This is a genomic window from Leucobacter sp. (assembly GCF_053528595.1).
The window spans coordinates 18,344-33,968 of record NZ_JAIVPF010000081.1 but is presented as its reverse complement, the minus strand read 5'-3'; the positions used below and the strand labels follow the sequence as shown (position 1 = coordinate 33,968).

Sequence of the window (15,625 nt, the reverse complement as noted above, 5' to 3'; positions counted from 1 at the left end):
CGACCGCAGCGCCTCGCCGCGGCCGTCATCGAAGGGAGCGCCATGTCCACCATCTCCGTCATCGTCGGAAACCCCAAGCCGCACTCGCGCACGCGTCAGATCGGCGAGGAGCTCGCGCAGCGCCTCGCCGCGCTCACGGGTGCCGAGATCCTGCCGACCGTCGACCTCATCGACCACGCCGACGAGCTCTTCCGCTGGCCGTCGGCCGCGCTCGACCCGCTGAACGAGCAACTGCGCACATCGACCTACGCGGTCATCGCCACGCCCACCTACAAGGCCAGCTACACGGGCCTGCTCAAGGCCTTCCTCGACCGCTATCCGGCGCAGGGGCTCGAGGGGGTCGCGGCGATCCCGGTCTTCACGATCGCTTCGGACGAGCACGCGCTGGCCGTCGAGTTCACGCTGCGGCCGCTGCTCGTCGAGCTGGGAGCGAGCGTGCCCACCCGCGGGCTCGCCTTCCCCACTCCGCGCTTCGACCGGCGCGACGAACTGCTCGACGAGTGGGTGGCGAGCCAGGGGCCGCTGCTGCCCGGGGTCGCCGCACGGGCGGAGGCCGGCGCATGAACCTCGACGCCTCCGCCATCACCCGCCCCGAGCAGCGCCACGAGGCCCCGGGCACCCCGCCCGCGCCGAGCGGCCCGGGCCGCGCCGCCGCCGAGCCCCCGGCAACCGCTGAGCCCCCCGCGCTGCAGGGCACGCCGGCGACCACGCCCTTCGACGAGCGCGAGTACCGCAACGCCATGGGCGCCTTCGCCTCGGGGATCACGGTCATCACGACGCAGGGCGCGACGGCCCCCGTCGGCTTCACCTGCCAGTCGTTCTACAGCGTCTCGATCGACCCGCCCCTCGTCTCATTCTCGATCGCCCGCACGTCGCAGAGCCTCGCCGCCGTGCGCGAGCACGGGCAGGTCGTCGTCAACTTCCTGAGCGCCGAGCAGCAGCACCTGAGCGCGCAGTTCGCGCGCTCGGGCACCGACAAGTGGCAGGGCGTCTCCTGGCACCCGTCCGAGGCCAATGGCGCGCCCACGCTCGACGGGGTCACCGGCTGGGTCGCGGGCGAGATCGAGCGCGAGATCGAGGCGGGGGACCACCTCATCTTCCTCGTGCGCGTGCTCGGCATCTCGACCGACCCCGACCGCGCCCCGCTGCTCTTCTACCGCGGCGCCTACCGCGAGCTCGAGTACATGATCTGAGCGTCCGCCGCGCTAGGGCGCGAGGATCCCCCGCAGCTCCCGCACGAAGCGGTCGATCGTCTCCTGCGCGTCGGCGCGGGCGCGGTCCGACTCGTCGGGCCGGTTGAGGTAGCCGTGCACGGTTCCGGGCTGCACGGCCTCGACCACCGGCACCCCCGCCACCCGCAGCTGTTCGGCGAACTCCTCCCCGGAGGCGCGCAGATCGTCGGCGTCGGCGTTGACGATCACCGTCGGCGGCAGCAGCGCGAGCCGCTCGGCCGGCAGTTCCCCCGCCACGACCGCCCCGGCCGCGGCGGCTCCCGGCTCGCCCAGGTAGAACGCGTACATCTCGGCGATGCGAGCCGCATCGAACCGCCGCTGCTCGGGCAGGGCGGCGGTGGCCGCGGCGAGCGCGGGGTCGGCGCGCTGCACGCGGTGCAGGGTGGGGTACTCGAGGATCAGCGCGTCGGCCGCGCGCGCGGCTCCCGAGGCCGCGAGGTCGGCCTGCGCCAGCGCGGCCAGCGCGGCGAGGTGGGCTCCCGCGCTCGCCCCGCCCGCCACCAGCGGCCCGTCCTGCTCGGCGGCCCAGCGCAGCACCGCGGCTACGTCGTTGCCCGGGGCCGGGGCCTTCACGGCCTCGCTCGCGAGCGCGTAGTCGACGGAGTAGACCCTGATACCGGCTTCGGCGAAGCGCCGCGACACCCAGTCGGCCTCCGGCCAGTCGAGCGTGCCGCGCACGAAGGATCCGCCGTGGGCCCACACGAGCGTCGCCCAGGGCGTCTCGGCCGGCAGGTACAGGCGCACCGGCACCGCCGCCGATCCCAGCCGGTCGGGCGACCCGGGTTCCCGGCCGGCCGCCGGGCCGGCGACCTCGATGGCGCTGATCCGCATGCTCGTCCCCTCCTCGATCGACGCGTGGATCCGCTCGGACCCGGGTGCTCCGTCCTCGCCGGGAAGCCCCACGGCGAGCAGCACCGCGCCGCCGAGCGCGCCCGCGCAGAGGGCGAGGCTGATCCGGGAGAGCCCGCCCCGCCGCCGGGCCGGCCGCCGGCGGTCCGAGGGTGACACAGGCACAGTGTACGTCAGCGCGGCGCGGCGCGCGCGTTCAGGCGGCGCCGCGTTCCCGCACCCGCGCCTCGATGCCCGCGATGATGAGGTCGAGCCCGCTCGCGAACACGCGCCGATTGCGCTCCGCTCCGGACAGGTGGCCGGGAAGCAGCCGCGCGAGCGTGCCCGTGGCGCGCGCCGGATCGAGGATCGTGTCGGGCGAGAGCGCGTCGAGGGTCATGCCGAAGGTGAAGGCGTCGATGACCTCGATCGTGGTGAGGATCTCGTCCTCCGGCAGCCCCGCCTCGTCGAGCGCCTCGGCGAGCACGCTGTAGATGCGCAGCACGTCGGGTTCGTCGATGACCACGGTGAGCATGAGCTGCAGCACGCGCGGGTGGTCGGCGTACATCCGCCAGGTCAGCTCCACCTCCTGGCGGATGCGCTGCCGCCAGTCCCCCGAGGCCGGCATCGGCCTGATGTACTGGGCCACGAGCACCTGGCGCATGGCCTGGATCACGCCGTCGCGTCCGGCCACGTGGTGGTAGAGCGAGGAGACGCTCACGCCGAGGCGCCGGGCGAGGGGCACCAGCTGCAGCTCGTTGCCCGCCTCGACGAAGTCGATGGCGGCGCGGCCGATGATCTCTCGGCTGAGACGTGCGGTCCTGGGTCGCGCCACGGAGCCTCCCTTCGGGTTCCTGCTTGACAGATCCTCCCACAGGAGGCAGCATGAACACGATAACCGAAATGATTTCGGTTTTACCGCCAGAGCCGCCGGAGAAGAGAACCCGTGAGCATCCCCCCGACCAGTACCGATCCCCGCTTCCCGCTGACCCTGCGCAACGGGAGCGCGACATTCCTCATCGCCCTCGCGAGCCTGATGATGGCCAATCTCGCGCCGTTCATCATGACCGCGCTCGGCGCGCTCGGCTTCGACATCGTCGCCAGCGGCAACGTGCTCACCTGGGCGCTGCTCGCCTCCGCGGTGGTGGGCCTCGCAACGGCGCGGCTCGCCTCGGGGCGCGCCCGCCGCCCCCTCGCGATGGCCGGGCTGGCCCTCGCCGCGGTCGCGTTCGGCGCCGCCGCCCTCGCCCCCGCGCCGGCCGTCGCCGTCTCCGGTCTCATCGTCGGCGGAGCCGGCGTCGGGGCCGCCATCTCCACCTCGGGCGCCGCGATCGCGGCGCTGCGCAACCCCAACCGCGTCTCGGCCACCAGCGGGCTCGTCAACCGCGTGCTCATCACGGTGGTGCTGGCCGTGATCCCGATCATCGGCATCACGCAGGGCAGCGTGTTCGGCACGCTCGCCCTCATCTCGCTCGTGGGCCTGGCGCTCGCCGCGTGGCTGCCCGACTCCCCCGAGCACGCCGAGCCGGTCGACGTGACCAGCAGCCTGCAGATCGCCGAGCCGAGGCGCATCACCATCGCCGGCATCGCCGTGCTGCTCGTGTTCCCGCTCTGGGGCACGAGCGAGGACGCCATCTGGACGATGGCGCCCGTGCTGGGCGATGCCGTGGGCCTCGGCGAGCAGCCACTCGGCTTCACCCTCAGCCTCGCGGCCGCCGGCGGCATCATCGGCATGCTCGTGGTCACGATCCTCGGCAACCGCATCGGCCGCGCGGTGCCGCTCGCCGCGGCCCTCGTGCTCGGCGGAGCCCTCAAGATCTGGGTCGGCTTCGCCGACGATCCCGCGCTGCTCGCGGCGCTCATCATCGGCGTCAACACCGTCTACGCGTTCGCCTTCACCCTGTTCATCGCGACCGCCGCCGGCCTCGACGCCCGCGGTCGCTGGTCGGGCCCGCTGCTCGGCGCCTACCTCGTCGGCTCGAGCTTCGCCCCGCTCATCGGCGGCGCGTTCATCGAGTGGTTCGGCGTGCCGGTGTTCGCCCTGCTCATGGGGCTCGTGAGCTTCCTCGTCATCGTCCCGACCGTGCTGATCGCGCGCGTCTCCGTGGGCGCCGAGCGGGCGCTGGCCCGATCCCGCACCGCCGAGACGTCCGAGCCCGTCGGCGTCTGACCGCGGCCGGGGCGCCCCGCTCCGGCCGCGCCGAGCGTCCCGCTACCATCGACATCATCCCCACACCCTCCGGCGAAAGCGAGTCCCCATGCCCTCCACCACGACGATCTACCGCAACGCCGTCGTCTTCACCGGCGACGCCTCCGTGGCGCCGCGGGAGAGTTTCGCCGTGCGCGACGGACGGGTGCTCGCGGCGGGGGACCTCGACGCGGTGCGGCTCGCGGCCGGCACGGCCGACGCGGCATCCGGCGCCGCCGAGGAGGTCGACCTCGGCGGTGCGCTCGTCACCCCCGCCGTCTGGGAGGGCCACGCCCACATGCTGATGCTCGGCGAGGCGCTGTCGAAGGTGCAGCTGCGCGACGCGGCCACGGTCGCCGAGGTGCAGGAGCGGATCGCCGCGGCCCGGGCGGCGAACCCGGATGCACCGCGGATCACCGGCGTGAGCTGGCGCTTCGACATCTTCGAGGAGGGCCAGAGCCCCACTGCGGCGATGCTCGACGCGGCGGTCTCCGACGTGCCCGTCTTCCTCGACGCGAACGACCTCCACACCATGTGGGTGAACTCCGCCGCGCTCGAGGCCATGGGCATCACCCGCGACTCCCCGGACCCCGTCGGCGGCCGGATCGAGCGCGACGAGAACGGCGACGCCACCGGCTTCCTGCTCGAGACCGCGGCCATGCAGTACGGCTGGGCCTATCTCGACACGGTGTCCACCGACGAGGATCGCGACCGGTGGCTCGCCGCCGCCTTCGACGCGTACCTCGAGACCGGCGTCACCGGAGCCTCGGAGATGTCCTTCGGGCATCCCGACCTCGCGACCTACCGGCGCATCCTCGACCGCGAGGGGCGCCTGCCCTTCCCGGTGAACGCCCACTGGATCCTCACCGCCTCGGGCGACCTCGAGACCGACCTCGCCGAGGTCGCGGAGGTCGCCCGCATCCGCGAGGAGATCGCGGCGCGGTACGGTGACGAGTGGCTGCGGATCGTCGGCGTGAAGTTCATCCTCGACGGCGTGATCGACGCCTGCACGGCCGCGATGCGGGCGCCCTACGCGAACGGCGCGCTGCCCGGCCCGATCTGGGAGCGCGAGTTCGCGCTGCCCGTCGCGGTGGCCGCCGATGCGGCCGGTCTGCAGCTGGCGCTGCACGCGATCGGCGACGAGGCCAGCACGATCGCCCTCGACATGGTGCAGGAGTGCATCCGCGTGAACGGTCCCTGCGCCGACCGCCGCGCCCGGGTCGAGCACCTCGAGTCGGTGGCCGACGACACGATCGCGCGCATGGCCGCGCTCGGCGTCACCGCCTCGATGCAGCCGGTGCACTGCGACCCCGCGGTGCTCGACAACTGGCAGGCCGTGCTGGGCGACGAGCGCGCACGCACGGGCTTCCCGTGGCACAAGTTCCGCGAGGCGGGCGTGACGCTCGCGCTCGGCACCGACGCCCCCACGGCGCCCCACGAGGCGCCCGACAACCTGTTCATCGCGCTCACCGCGAAGTCGGCGCTCGAGCAGAGCCGCGAGCCCTACCAGCCGGAGCGCGTGTTCACCCCGGCGCAGGCGCTGGAGGCCCTCACCCTGGGCACCGCGTACGCGACGAAGCGCGAGCACGAGCTCGGCCGCATCGCGACGGGGTACCGGGCGAACGCGGTCGTCTGGACCGCCAATCCTCTCGCCGACGCCCCGGAGGAACTGCTCGGCACCGCCGCGGCGCTCACGCTCGTCGACGGCGAGGTGGCGCACCGCCGGGCCTGATCCCGGGCCCCGGTCCTCCCGCGCGAACGCCCCTCCCGGCCATCCTGCACAGGCGCCCTCACCCGTCATCCTGCGCCGGTCGCCTCACCCGTCGTCCTGCGCGACGAAGGAGTCGCAGGATCCACCCCGCCTGGATCCTGCGGCTCCGCTCGCAGGCCCGCTGCGCGCGGGATGATCATTCGGAGGTGCGGCCGCGCCGGACGGCCGTGCGGGAGCGCGCCGCCCGGGCTCCACCATCGCGCCCTGGCGGCGTCCAGGCGGGCACACCAGAATAGGGACATGAGCGACACCGAGGCCACCGCGCGCACCGAGTTCAGCTTCACCGACGCCCACGGGGTCGAGATCTTCGTCTACGAGTGGACGGCCGAGGATCCGGTGGGCATCGTGCAGATCTCGCACGGGATCGGCGACCACGCCAAGCGCTACGAGGCGTTCGCGCGCCGTCTCGTCGCGGCGGGGTTCACCGTGTACGCCGACGACCACCGGGGGCACGGCGAGACGGGGCGCAAGCAGTACGACGGCGACCTCTCGAAGCTGGGGCGCCTCGGCCCGGGCGGGCTGCAGGCCACCGAGGCGGCGGTCCTGCAGCTCACCGGGATCGCACGCGAGCGGCACCCCGATCTGCCCGTCGTCATGTTCGCCCACTCGTGGGGCTCGCTCATGGCGCAGCGGATCCTGAACGAGCACCCGCGGGCCTGGGACGCGCTCGTGCTCTCCGGCACGGCGTTCCGCACCTTCAAGCACATGGAGAGCGGGGAGCTCAACGCGAAGTGGAAGGCGGACGGCGCGAACGGCTTCGAGTGGCTGAGCCGAGACGCGGCGGTCGCCGAGGCGTTCATCGCCGACCCCCTGTGCTTCGCGGCCGACATCCTCAAGCTCTTCGGCGTCGCGGACGGGCTGCGGCTCTTCGGCAAGCCGGGGCACGGGATCCCGGCCGAGCTGCCGATCCTCATCGTCTCGGGCGCCGAGGACCCGCTGAGCCGCGGCGACGGGCTGCGGCTGCTGGCCGACGCCTATCGCAAGCGCGGGGTGCGCGATGTCACCGTGAAGCTGTACCCCGGCGCGCGCCACGAGACGCTCAACGAGACCAACCGCGAGGACGTCTACGCGGATCTCACGACCTGGATGCTCGAGCGCGTGGCGAGCTGAGCCGCCCGGACGCGACTCGCCGCGCGCACCCCGGCCCGCACCGATGAGCGGGCCGGGGTGCGGAGCGACTAGGCGACCACGAACTCCTCCGGGCCGGGAACCACGGTGAGCTGTCGCAGCCCGTTCGCCTCGACGACGAAGTTGTCCTCGACCTTGAGGACCGTCGCGACGCCATCGACCACCACGGTCGTCTCGGGCTCGAGCGCGATCACTTCGCCCTCGACGAGAGTCACGTCCTCGTCCATGAGCCCAGCGGAGAACAGCGTCGGCAGTTCGCAGATGCGCAGGCCCACGCCGTGGCCGATCGCATAGGGAGTCCGTCCCAGCCCGTGTGCGCCGAGGTAGTCGTTGCACGCCGCCAGCAGTGTCGAGGCCCGCGCTCCCGGAACAGCGAGACTCTGCACGATGCGATGCGCCTCGAGCAGGTGCTCGTATGCCGCGCGGTGCTCCGCTCGCGGTTCGCCCACGAAGCCGGTGCGGCCGGCGTCGGAGGCGTAGCCGCCCGGTCCGTAGCACCCGATATCGAAGAAGAACGGGTCCCCCTCCGCGAAGCGGCGCCCGGCCGCGAACCAGTCGCCGCTGCCGTTGCGGAGATTGCAGACGGAATGGGTGACGAATTCGACGCCGGCCCCCTGCTGGAAGGCCATGGCCGCCGCGAGCACGTCATGGTCCGTCCCCCCGACGCGCGCCGCGGCGAGCGCCGCTTCCATGGCTCCCGCATTCACGCGGGATACCGCCTCGAGCAGCAGCACTTCGGTCGGGTGCTTCTCGCGCCGGATGCGGTGCAGCGCGGTGGCCATGGGCACGAACTCCACACCGGGAAGCGCGTCGCCCAGGCCCACGAGCAGGGTCTGGTCGACTCCGTCGATACCGATGCGCATCGTGCCGGCGCCGATCGGCCTGCGGAGCGCGTCCGCCACCTGACGCGCCCACGTACGGGGGTTCGCCGTGGCCGCCGACCAGGAGGCGACCGGATGCACACGCGTGATCCACGGCGACGACGGGTCCGGCGCCACGAGGGACTCGTCGATGTAGGGCAGGAACAGCTCCGCTTCACCGTTCCCTCGAACGAGGGCGGTGAACCACTCCGACTCGTTCGTCAGGTGCGCACGGAAGTCCGTCGCGTAGCGGATATGGTCTGGGCCGACGAGCAGAAGCGCATCCACCCGGTGCTCGCGCATCGCCTCGCTCACGCGTTCGAATCGCGCACGGTGCAGTTCGACTGCGTCGTACTCGGGCCAGCGGTACAGTCCGGTCATGCGGGAATCCTCACTTCTCGGTGGTCGGGGTGTGGGCGGTGCGCCCGTCGGGTGCGGCCGACGGGACGACGAGGCCTCGGCCCACCGGTGACAGACGGTAGACCACGATGCCGGCGACGGCGACGGCGACCGACGCGATCAGCGGCGCCGCGTTGATCAGCCACAACTCGGCGGACTCGCGGGGCCACAGCACGTTGGTGATCTCCAGGGCAAGCCAGACCAGCGCCGCCCAGGACATGGCCGTGCCGATCCGGCCCATGAAGAGCCGCTCGTCCGGGCGCCAAGTCCCTCGGATCCGTGCGATGGCAAGACCGAGCACCGGGAAGGTGAACGCCGCGTAGAAGCCGACGGTCGTGAAGGCGACGAGCAGCGTGTTCACGTACTCGTTCTGGAGCAGGAGCAGAGCGGCGATGGACACCAGCCCCGTGACGAGGATGGCGTTCGCCGGCAGACCGCCCTCGCCGCGCAGGCGCTTGAGCCAGGCTGCGGCCGGCAGCTCGTCCTCGCGCGCGTTCGCCCAGACGAGGCGCGAGACCGCGGCCTGGATGCCGACGAGACTCGCGAGGAACGCCACGACGAACATCGCGAGGATCGCTTCCACCACGATGGGAGGGAAGTGGTGCGCGAGCACCGCGATCACCGGGTCGCCCTCCGAGGCTGCGAGGATCTCCGGAAGATCCGGGATCGCGAGGATGATGGCGAAACTCGTGAAGAGGATCACCGCGCCGACGCCCAGCAGCGAGTAGACGATCGCCCGCGGCACCGCGTGCTTCGGGTTCTTCACCTCCTCGGCGATGCTGCTGGCGCTCTCGAAGCCGAGGAACGACCAGCCCGCGATCGCGACCACGAGAACGAAGGGGGTCATCATGAACGGCGTTCCCGGGGCCGTCTGCAGCCCCTCGACGAGGAACGAGGGATCCTGCTCCCGACCGAAGACCAGCAGGTACACGGCGACCCCCACCGAGCCGACGATCTCGGCGATGATGCATGCGGTCGCGACGAATTTGACGACACGACGGCCCGCGATGTTCACGAGGGTGGTGATCGCGAGCAGTGCCACGGCGAGCACGACGAGGACGCTCGGGGAGGTCGCGTCCAGGCCGAAGAGCAGTGCGACGAACACCGCACCCGCGTAGGAGACCGAGCTCAGCGCGATGAGCAGCGCCCAGGTGTACGCCCAACCCGCGAACCAGCCGTACTTCGGTCCGATGAGCCGTCGCGACCACTGGTACACCCCACCGGCGAGCGGCCAGCGCGAGGCGAGCACACCGAGCGCGATCGCGACCGTGAGCTGGCCGAGGAGCGTGACGACCCAACCCCACCAGAACGCAGGACCCACGGTCGCCAGCCCGAGGCCGAAGATCCCGTACATCGCGACGATCGGCGAGACGAAGACGAACGCGAGCGAGAAGGCCGACCAGAGCGTGAACTCGCGCTTCATCACGCCGGCATCTGTCGATCGGGCGGCGGGCGGCGGGGGTGAGGCGACGGCGGGGTTGCCGGGTGCAGCAGTCATGAGGACTCTCCTTCGAGCGGCCGGGGTACAGGGGTGATCGGGGTATCCGCGGGACGGACGTAGACCGGCGCGCCATCGCGCCAGGTGGATTCGACGCGGGCGTTGAGCAGCTCCACGGGGCCGGGGTGCGCCGACAGCCCGGAGACCACGGCGAAATCGGCGGGAGCACCGGGGGCCAGGCATCCGAGGCCGTCGTCTGCGAACTGGGTGTAGGCAGCTGCGATGGTCGCGGCCTCGACGGCCTCGGCGAGATCGAGCCGCTCCTCCGGGATCCAGGAGCGGGCGAGATCGCCGTGCTCGTCACGGCTGATCGCGACGCCGAGCGCCCGCAGCGGGCTCGGCGTGGTGATCGGGAAGTCGCTGGACGATGCGAGCCGTACACCGGCTTCGCGCATCGTGCGGAACGGGTACTGGCGGTGTTCGCGCTCGCCGCGGAGGCGGCCGTTCGTGAGGTGCCGCACGACGCCGTCGAGCTTCGCCCAGTACGGCTGGATCGCGACGGTCACGTCAGCCTCGACGAGGCGTGCCAGGTCGGGAGCGGCGACGAGCTGCGCGTGCGCGATGACCGGTCGGCGGTCCCGCACCCCGTTGCGCTCGGCGGCTCGGACGATCGCATCGATCGCGCTGCTCATGCCGGCATCGCCGATCGCATGGATGTGCAGCTGGAACCCGGCCGCGTCGAACGCCGCCGTCGCCGCCGCGAGCTCTGCGCGCTCCCAGGCGGGGACGCCGCAACAGCTGCCGCCGCGATAGGGCTCCTTCACGTGGGCGGTTCCGCCTTCGATGATGCCATCGGCGAAGAACTTCACCGTGCGGGCGGTGAACTCGGGTATGCCGAGTGCCTCGACCCGCCTGCGGGCACGGCTGAACTCAGCGAGCTGCTCCGTCCAGTCCCCGGGAACGGCGCGAAAAGCGATGTTGAGCCGTACCGGCAGTCCGGACCGAGCGGCATCGACGTAGGCGTCCAGATCTTCGAGTTCGACCCAGGCGTCCTGGACGGTGGTGACCCCCTCCGCGCTGAGGGCCCGCAGGCCGCGCAGCAGTCCCGCGGAGACCTCTGCCACGGGCGGCCGAGGCACGGCGCGGAGCAGCGGCATGAATGCGCCCCATTCCCGGAGCGTGCCCGAGGGCGTGCCGTCCGGGGCTCGCTCGATGACGCCATCGATCGGATCAGGAGTCTCCCGCGTGATCCCCGCGGCCTCGAGCGCGCGGGTGTTCGCCCACATCGTGTGGATATCGCTCGAGCGCAGCGCCACGGGCCGATCGGGCACGGCGCGGTCGAGATCCTCGGCGAAGTAGATGCCGCTGGGATCGATGCTGAGGTCGAAACCCTCGCCCACGATCCAGGCCAGATCCGGGTGGGCCTGCGCGTACTCCCGCACGATCCGCACCGCCTCGTCGCGGCTTCGCGCACGGCGTACAGGCGCTCCCCCGAACTCGCGTCCGGCGATGAGCGGATGAGCGTGCGCGTCCACGAAACCGGGGAGCACCGCCGCGCCCGCCAATTCGATCGTGCAGTCCTCGGGGAGTTCCGGCAGCGGTTGTCCCGCCGGCAGCACCTCGCGGATGCGGCCTCCTCCGACCACCAGCGAGCCGGGCTCGAAGCCGCGACCGTTCCACAGGATCCCTCCTGTGAGCAGACGACGCGGGTGCTCCATCGCGGGTCCATCCTCTCCTCGATCGGGACCGTCGGGAACATGCTACCTAACAAGATTAGGAATTCCAAACATCATTAGGTAAATGATGCCTGCGCCGGGTGCCGGGATGCTAGCGTGGAGCCACCGGAACCAGTAGAGAGCAGGTAGTGGATGCCGTCCCCCCGCGCGGTGCGCAAGCACGTCACCGAGGAGCGGATCGTCGAGGCCGCCCTCGCACTGATCCGCGAGGAACCCTCCGGCGCCTTCACGCTCGCGAAACTGGCCAAGCGGCTGCGCATCAGCACGCCCACGATCTACAGCCACGTGCCGAACAAGCAGTACATCATCGAGCGGGTCCGATCCCGCGTGGTGGCCGAGATCGATTGCAGCGCATTCGAACGGCTCCCCTGGGACATGGCTCTCGCCGAATGGGCGCGCTCTTACGCAGGCGCCTTCGTGAAGCATCCCGAGACGATCCCGCTGCTCACCACGCACCCCGTGCAGGCACCCGAGCTCGTGCGGCAGTACGAGGTCGTCGCAACGGCACTGCAGGAGGCGGGGTGGCCCGCCGACGAGATCATCGCGGTCTTCACCGTCGTCGAGAGCTTCGTGATGGGATCCGTGCTCGACCTCATCGCCCCGGTGCAGATGGTGCAGCCCGTCGACGGCGAGGACTACCCGGTGCTGCGGTCGCTCATCGGCGAGGCAGACACACTGCGCGCGCAGCACGCCTTCGAACTCGGCGTGGAGGCACTGATCGAAGGGCTGCGCGCCAAACTGGCGAGGGTCGCCGTAGACCCCGCCGAGGCGTAGTCTGAGTTCATGAGCATGCACGGTGAGTACAAGGTTCCGGGCGGCAAACTGGTCGTCGTCGACTTCGACGTCGTCGACGGGCTCATCCGCGACTTCCGACTCTCGGGCGATTTCTTCCTCGAACCCGACGACGCGCTCGCCTGCATCGACTCCGCCGTCGAGGGCCTGAATCCCAACAGCACGATCGAGGAGGTCGGCGACGCGATCCGCGGGGCGCTGCCGAGCGAGGTGCACCTGCTCGGCTTCACTCCCGACGCCGTGGGCGTCGCGATCCGGCGCGCCGTCACCGGCGCCGCGCACTGGCGCGACTACGACTGGCAGATCCTGCACGAGCCGCCCGTCTCCCCCGTGCTCAACGCGGCCCTCGACGAGGTGCTCACCGCGGCGGTCGGCGAGGGCCTGCGCGGGCCCACGCTGCGCATCTGGGAGTGGAACGGCCCGGCCGTGATCATCGGCAGCTTCCAGTCCGTGAAGAACGAGGTCGACGAGGAGCAGGCCGCGGAGCGCGGCGCCCAGCTCGTGCGGCGCATCTCGGGCGGGGGGGCCATGTACATGGAGCCGGACTCCTGCATCACCTACGCGCTCTATGTGCCGGGCGAGCTGGTGCGCGGCATGAGCTTCGCCGACTCCTACGCCTACCTCGACGAGTGGGTGCTGGAGGCGCTGCAGGCGCTCGGCATCGACGCCCACTACAAGCCGCTCAACGACATCACGAGCCCGCACGGCAAGATCGGCGGCGCCGCGCAGAAGCGCCTCGGATCGGGCGCCGTGCTGCACCACGTCACGATGGCCTACGACATGGATCCCGAGGCCATGACGCAGGTGCTGCGGATCGGGCGGGAGAAGCTCTCCGACAAGGGCACCGCCAGCGCGCAGAAGCGCGTGGATCCGCTGCGCAGCCAGACCGGCCTGGAGCGCGAGGAGATCATCGCGAAGATGATCGAGGTCTTCAAGCGCCGGCACGGCGGCACCGAGGGCGAGATCACCGAGGGCGAGTGGGACGCGGCCGAGCGCCTCGTCGAGCAGAAGTTCACCACCGACGCCTGGCTGCGCCGGGTGCCGTAGGGGGCGGCGCAGCGGGTCAGTCGACGACCCCGGGATCCTCCCCGACGTCGTGCCACAGCTCCTCGGTGTCGCGGGAGATCTCGAACGCCTCGAAGTCGGGCCGCGCGGGAGCCGCGATCTCCGACGGGGCTCCGGCGCCGGTCCGGGATCGCGCGGCGCTCGCCGCGAGCAGCGCATCCGCGCAGGCGCGGGAGCATCCGACGATGGTCGAGTCGAAGTCGATCTCGGTCGCGACCACCCACTCGCGGCCCTCCGGCCACAGGAGCTGGGGCGACTGCGCGTCACGGTCCGGGGACGCTCCCGGCTCCGGATCGGGCGACTCGGAATCGGGGGACCCGGGATCGGGCGGCTCGGCCCAGGGCGCCCGATCGATCCAGGCCCCGCTCGCGAAGTCGCGCGGGTCGACCTCGAAGCAGACGTACTCGCGGATCCCGCTCGGCAGTACGAGCCGGGGACCGGCAGCGGCCTCGCGCGAGAGCAGGCCGCTGCCGCGGGGCTGGGGCAGGCGCGGCAGCAGCATCCCGTGCAGGGCGGCGCGGGTCCCGAACCGCTGCCGCGCCAGCGCGAATCTCAGCCGCGCGCCCTCCATCATCGCCCACACCCGCTGCAGGGGCGCCGGCAGCCCGCCGAAGCGCGGTGGCGCGAACACGAAGAAACCCACGCCCTGCGCGCTGACGAGACCCCCGAACCCCTCCCAGACGGCGGCGACGCCGCGATCCGGCGTCGCCGTGTGCGCGAGCAGCGTCGGCATGAGTGCCGCCAGGGTCCGGCCGTCGAGGCTGCCCTCCTCGGGCGTGGAGTAGCGCCAGCCGTCGGGCGCCGTCGCCTCCTGCTCGCCCCACGGCACTCCGAGCACCTGCTCGGAGCGGGTCGTCGCACCGAGAGAGCGCCCGAACGCCGCGGCCGCGTCGCGCCAGGGGATCCGGCTCTCGTCGACGAGCTCCGGCGCCTCCTCCCAGCGACCAGCCTCGTGCATCGCCTCCCACTCGGCCCAGCCTCCGGCCTCGGGCCTGTCGCGCGAGAAGGGGTGCAGCACCCGCACGTACGCGTCGAAGCCGCCCGGCAGCCAGTCGCCCAGCCCGACGAACTCCTCGGCGTCGAGGCGCTCGAGAAGCCAGGCGCCGCGCGTCGCGGGATCGGAGATCCAGGGGTACGCCGCGAGCGCAGCGCCGCCGTCCCCCGCGCCGGCTCGGCTCGCGCGGGATCCGCTCACGGCTCGAGGATCACCTTGCCGGTCGTCTCGCGGCCCTCGAGCGCCCGGTGCGCAGCCGCTGCCTCGGCGAGCGGGAAACGGGCGCCGATCCTGATGTCGAGCTCCCCCGCCTCGATCGCGGCGAAGAGCTCCCCGTAGCGCCAGGCGCGCTCCTCCGGGGTGCGCAGGAAATGCCCCAGCGAGGGACGGGTGACCGAGAGGGAGCCGCCCGCGTTGAGGCGCTGCAGGTCGAACGGCGGCACGGGGCCGCTCGCTCCCCCGAAGAGCACCAGCTCGCCGCGCACCCGCAGCGCGCTCAGGGAGTCGTCGAAGGTGCTCCGGCCCACCCCGTCGTAGACCACGGCGACGCCCTCGCCGCCCGTGAGCTCCCGCGCCCGATCCGCGAACCCGCGGTAGTCCAGCACCTCGGATGCTCCGGCGCCCCGGCTCAGCTCCTGCTTCTCGGGCGTCGACGCGGTCGTGAGCACCCGCACGCCGCGGGCGACGAGCAGCTGGGTGAGCAGCAGGCCGACGCCCCCGGCGCCCGCGTGCACGAGCACCGTGTCGCCCGCCTCGGGCCGCGCGGCGGAGGTGGCGAGGTAGTGCGCCGTCAGCCCCTGCAGCGGGAGCGCGGCGGCGGTGTCGGCAGCGATGGCGCCGGGCACCCGCACCGCGCGCTCCGCGTCCACCGCGAATCGCTCGGCATAGGTGGCGCCCGCCTCGGCGGTGGTGACCAGGTCTCCCTCCGCGAAGCCCTCGACGCCGTCTCCGACCGCGAGCACGCGCCCGGCCCCCTCAGCCCCCGGGGCGAAGGGGAACGGCACGGAGTACAGGCCGGAGCGCTGATAGGTCTCGATGAAGTTGACGCCCACGGCGGCGGTCTGCACGAGGAGTCCGCCCGGCCCCGGATCCGGATCCGGGACCTCCGCGATCCTCAGCACCTCGGGGCCGCCGGTCCGCTCCGCAACAATCGCACGCATCGTCATGCCTCGAGCCTACGCTCCGCGCATCGGC

The 15,625-nt window shown here is 72.2% G+C and carries 14 protein-coding genes; 7 read left to right on the top strand and 7 right to left on the bottom strand.

Annotated elements, in window-relative coordinates; all coding sequences use genetic code 11:
• The first annotated feature begins 42 nt into the window (after window positions 1-42).
• Window positions 43-564, top strand: a complete 522-nt coding sequence (locus ACWKZU_RS16240) for an NADPH-dependent FMN reductase (RefSeq protein ID WP_449283374.1) — start codon at window positions 43-45, stop codon at window positions 562-564.
• Window positions 561-1,193: a flavin reductase family protein gene (locus ACWKZU_RS16235; RefSeq protein ID WP_449283373.1), complete on the top strand. Its 633-nt coding sequence runs from the start codon at window positions 561-563 to the stop codon at window positions 1,191-1,193. The genes ACWKZU_RS16240 and ACWKZU_RS16235 overlap by 4 nt, the downstream gene beginning before the upstream one ends.
• A 12-nt stretch (window positions 1,194-1,205) precedes the next feature.
• Here the strand turns inward: ACWKZU_RS16235 and ACWKZU_RS16230 are convergent, their stop codons facing one another.
• Window positions 1,206-2,240: an alpha/beta hydrolase gene (locus ACWKZU_RS16230; RefSeq protein ID WP_449283372.1), complete on the bottom strand. Its 1,035-nt coding sequence runs from the start codon at window positions 2,238-2,240 to the stop codon at window positions 1,206-1,208.
• A 37-nt stretch (window positions 2,241-2,277) separates the two neighbouring features.
• Window positions 2,278-2,895, bottom strand: coding sequence for a TetR/AcrR family transcriptional regulator (locus ACWKZU_RS16225; RefSeq protein WP_449283371.1), 618 nt, complete (start codon window positions 2,893-2,895; stop codon window positions 2,278-2,280).
• 111 nt (window positions 2,896-3,006) lie between these two features.
• Between ACWKZU_RS16225 and ACWKZU_RS16220 the strand changes: the two genes are divergently transcribed.
• From ACWKZU_RS16220 to ACWKZU_RS16210, 3 genes are all read left to right on the top strand, one after another.
• Window positions 3,007-4,230 carry an MFS transporter gene (locus tag ACWKZU_RS16220; RefSeq protein WP_449283370.1) on the top strand — a complete coding sequence of 408 codons (1,224 nt, stop codon included), beginning with the start codon at window positions 3,007-3,009 and terminating at the stop codon, window positions 4,228-4,230.
• An 88-nt stretch (window positions 4,231-4,318) separates the two neighbouring features.
• Window positions 4,319-5,980, top strand: coding sequence for an amidohydrolase (locus ACWKZU_RS16215; protein WP_449283369.1), 1,662 nt, complete (start codon window positions 4,319-4,321; stop codon window positions 5,978-5,980).
• A gap of 279 nt (window positions 5,981-6,259) precedes the next feature.
• Window positions 6,260-7,129 carry an alpha/beta fold hydrolase gene (locus tag ACWKZU_RS16210; protein ID WP_449283368.1) on the top strand — a complete coding sequence of 290 codons (870 nt, stop codon included), beginning with the start codon at window positions 6,260-6,262 and terminating at the stop codon, window positions 7,127-7,129.
• A 68-nt stretch (window positions 7,130-7,197) separates the two neighbouring features.
• Here ACWKZU_RS16210 and ACWKZU_RS16205 read toward each other — a convergent pair whose 3' ends face one another.
• From ACWKZU_RS16205 to ACWKZU_RS16195, 3 genes are read right to left on the bottom strand one after another with little or no spacing between them, the layout of a single operon-like run.
• Complete coding sequence (locus ACWKZU_RS16205) at window positions 7,198-8,388, bottom strand: M24 family metallopeptidase (protein WP_449283367.1); 1,191 nt, start codon at window positions 8,386-8,388, stop codon at window positions 7,198-7,200.
• A gap of 10 nt (window positions 8,389-8,398) precedes the next feature.
• The gene (locus ACWKZU_RS16200) at window positions 8,399-9,904 is read right to left on the bottom strand and encodes an APC family permease (protein WP_449283366.1); all 1,506 of its coding nucleotides are present in this window, start codon (window positions 9,902-9,904) and stop codon (window positions 8,399-8,401) included.
• Window positions 9,901-11,562 carry an amidohydrolase gene (locus ACWKZU_RS16195; protein WP_449283365.1) on the bottom strand — a complete coding sequence of 554 codons (1,662 nt, stop codon included), beginning with the start codon at window positions 11,560-11,562 and terminating at the stop codon, window positions 9,901-9,903. Before ACWKZU_RS16195 ends, ACWKZU_RS16200 begins: the two co-directional genes overlap by 4 nt.
• A 150-nt stretch (window positions 11,563-11,712) precedes the next feature.
• Here ACWKZU_RS16195 and ACWKZU_RS16190 point away from each other — a divergent pair, with 150 nt between their 5' ends.
• Together ACWKZU_RS16190 and ACWKZU_RS16185 are read left to right on the top strand one after the other, a co-directional pair.
• The gene (locus tag ACWKZU_RS16190) at window positions 11,713-12,354 is read left to right on the top strand and encodes a TetR/AcrR family transcriptional regulator (RefSeq protein WP_449283364.1); all 642 of its coding nucleotides are present in this window, start codon (window positions 11,713-11,715) and stop codon (window positions 12,352-12,354) included.
• A gap of 15 nt (window positions 12,355-12,369) precedes the next feature.
• Entirely contained in the window at window positions 12,370-13,419 is a 1,050-nt protein-coding gene (locus ACWKZU_RS16185; protein WP_449283421.1) for a lipoate--protein ligase family protein, read from the top strand.
• A gap of 16 nt (window positions 13,420-13,435) precedes the next feature.
• Here the strand turns inward: ACWKZU_RS16185 and ACWKZU_RS16180 are convergent, their stop codons facing one another.
• Together ACWKZU_RS16180 and ACWKZU_RS16175 are read right to left on the bottom strand one after the other, a co-directional pair.
• The gene (locus tag ACWKZU_RS16180) at window positions 13,436-14,632 is read right to left on the bottom strand and encodes a hypothetical protein (RefSeq protein ID WP_449283363.1); all 1,197 of its coding nucleotides are present in this window, start codon (window positions 14,630-14,632) and stop codon (window positions 13,436-13,438) included.
• Window positions 14,629-15,591 (bottom strand): quinone oxidoreductase family protein, encoded by a 963-nt coding sequence (locus tag ACWKZU_RS16175; RefSeq protein WP_449283420.1) that lies wholly within the window; start codon window positions 15,589-15,591, stop codon window positions 14,629-14,631. The genes ACWKZU_RS16180 and ACWKZU_RS16175 overlap by 4 nt, the downstream gene beginning before the upstream one ends.
• Between the last annotated feature and the right edge of the window lie 34 nt (window positions 15,592-15,625).

Bases quoted from the DNA above. Each gene is read 5' to 3' on its own strand.
- ACWKZU_RS16240 (WP_449283374.1), top strand. From the start codon at position 43: ATGTCCACCATCTCCGTCATCGTCGGAAACCCCAAGCCGCACTCGCGC.
- ACWKZU_RS16215 (WP_449283369.1), top strand. From the start codon at position 4,319: ATGCCCTCCACCACGACGATCTACCGCAACGCCGTCGTCTTCACCGGC.
- ACWKZU_RS16200 (WP_449283366.1), bottom strand. From the start codon at position 9,904: ATGACTGCTGCACCCGGCAACCCCGCCGTCGCCTCACCCCCGCCGCCC.
- ACWKZU_RS16205 (WP_449283367.1), bottom strand. From the start codon at position 8,388: ATGACCGGACTGTACCGCTGGCCCGAGTACGACGCAGTCGAACTGCAC.
- ACWKZU_RS16185 (WP_449283421.1), top strand. From the start codon at position 12,370: ATGCACGGTGAGTACAAGGTTCCGGGCGGCAAACTGGTCGTCGTCGAC.
- ACWKZU_RS16210 (WP_449283368.1), top strand. From the start codon at position 6,260: ATGAGCGACACCGAGGCCACCGCGCGCACCGAGTTCAGCTTCACCGAC.
- ACWKZU_RS16195 (WP_449283365.1), bottom strand. From the start codon at position 11,562: ATGGAGCACCCGCGTCGTCTGCTCACAGGAGGGATCCTGTGGAACGGT.
- ACWKZU_RS16190 (WP_449283364.1), top strand. From the start codon at position 11,713: ATGCCGTCCCCCCGCGCGGTGCGCAAGCACGTCACCGAGGAGCGGATC.
- ACWKZU_RS16235 (WP_449283373.1), top strand. From the start codon at position 561: ATGAACCTCGACGCCTCCGCCATCACCCGCCCCGAGCAGCGCCACGAG.
- ACWKZU_RS16175 (WP_449283420.1), bottom strand. From the start codon at position 15,591: ATGCGTGCGATTGTTGCGGAGCGGACCGGCGGCCCCGAGGTGCTGAGG.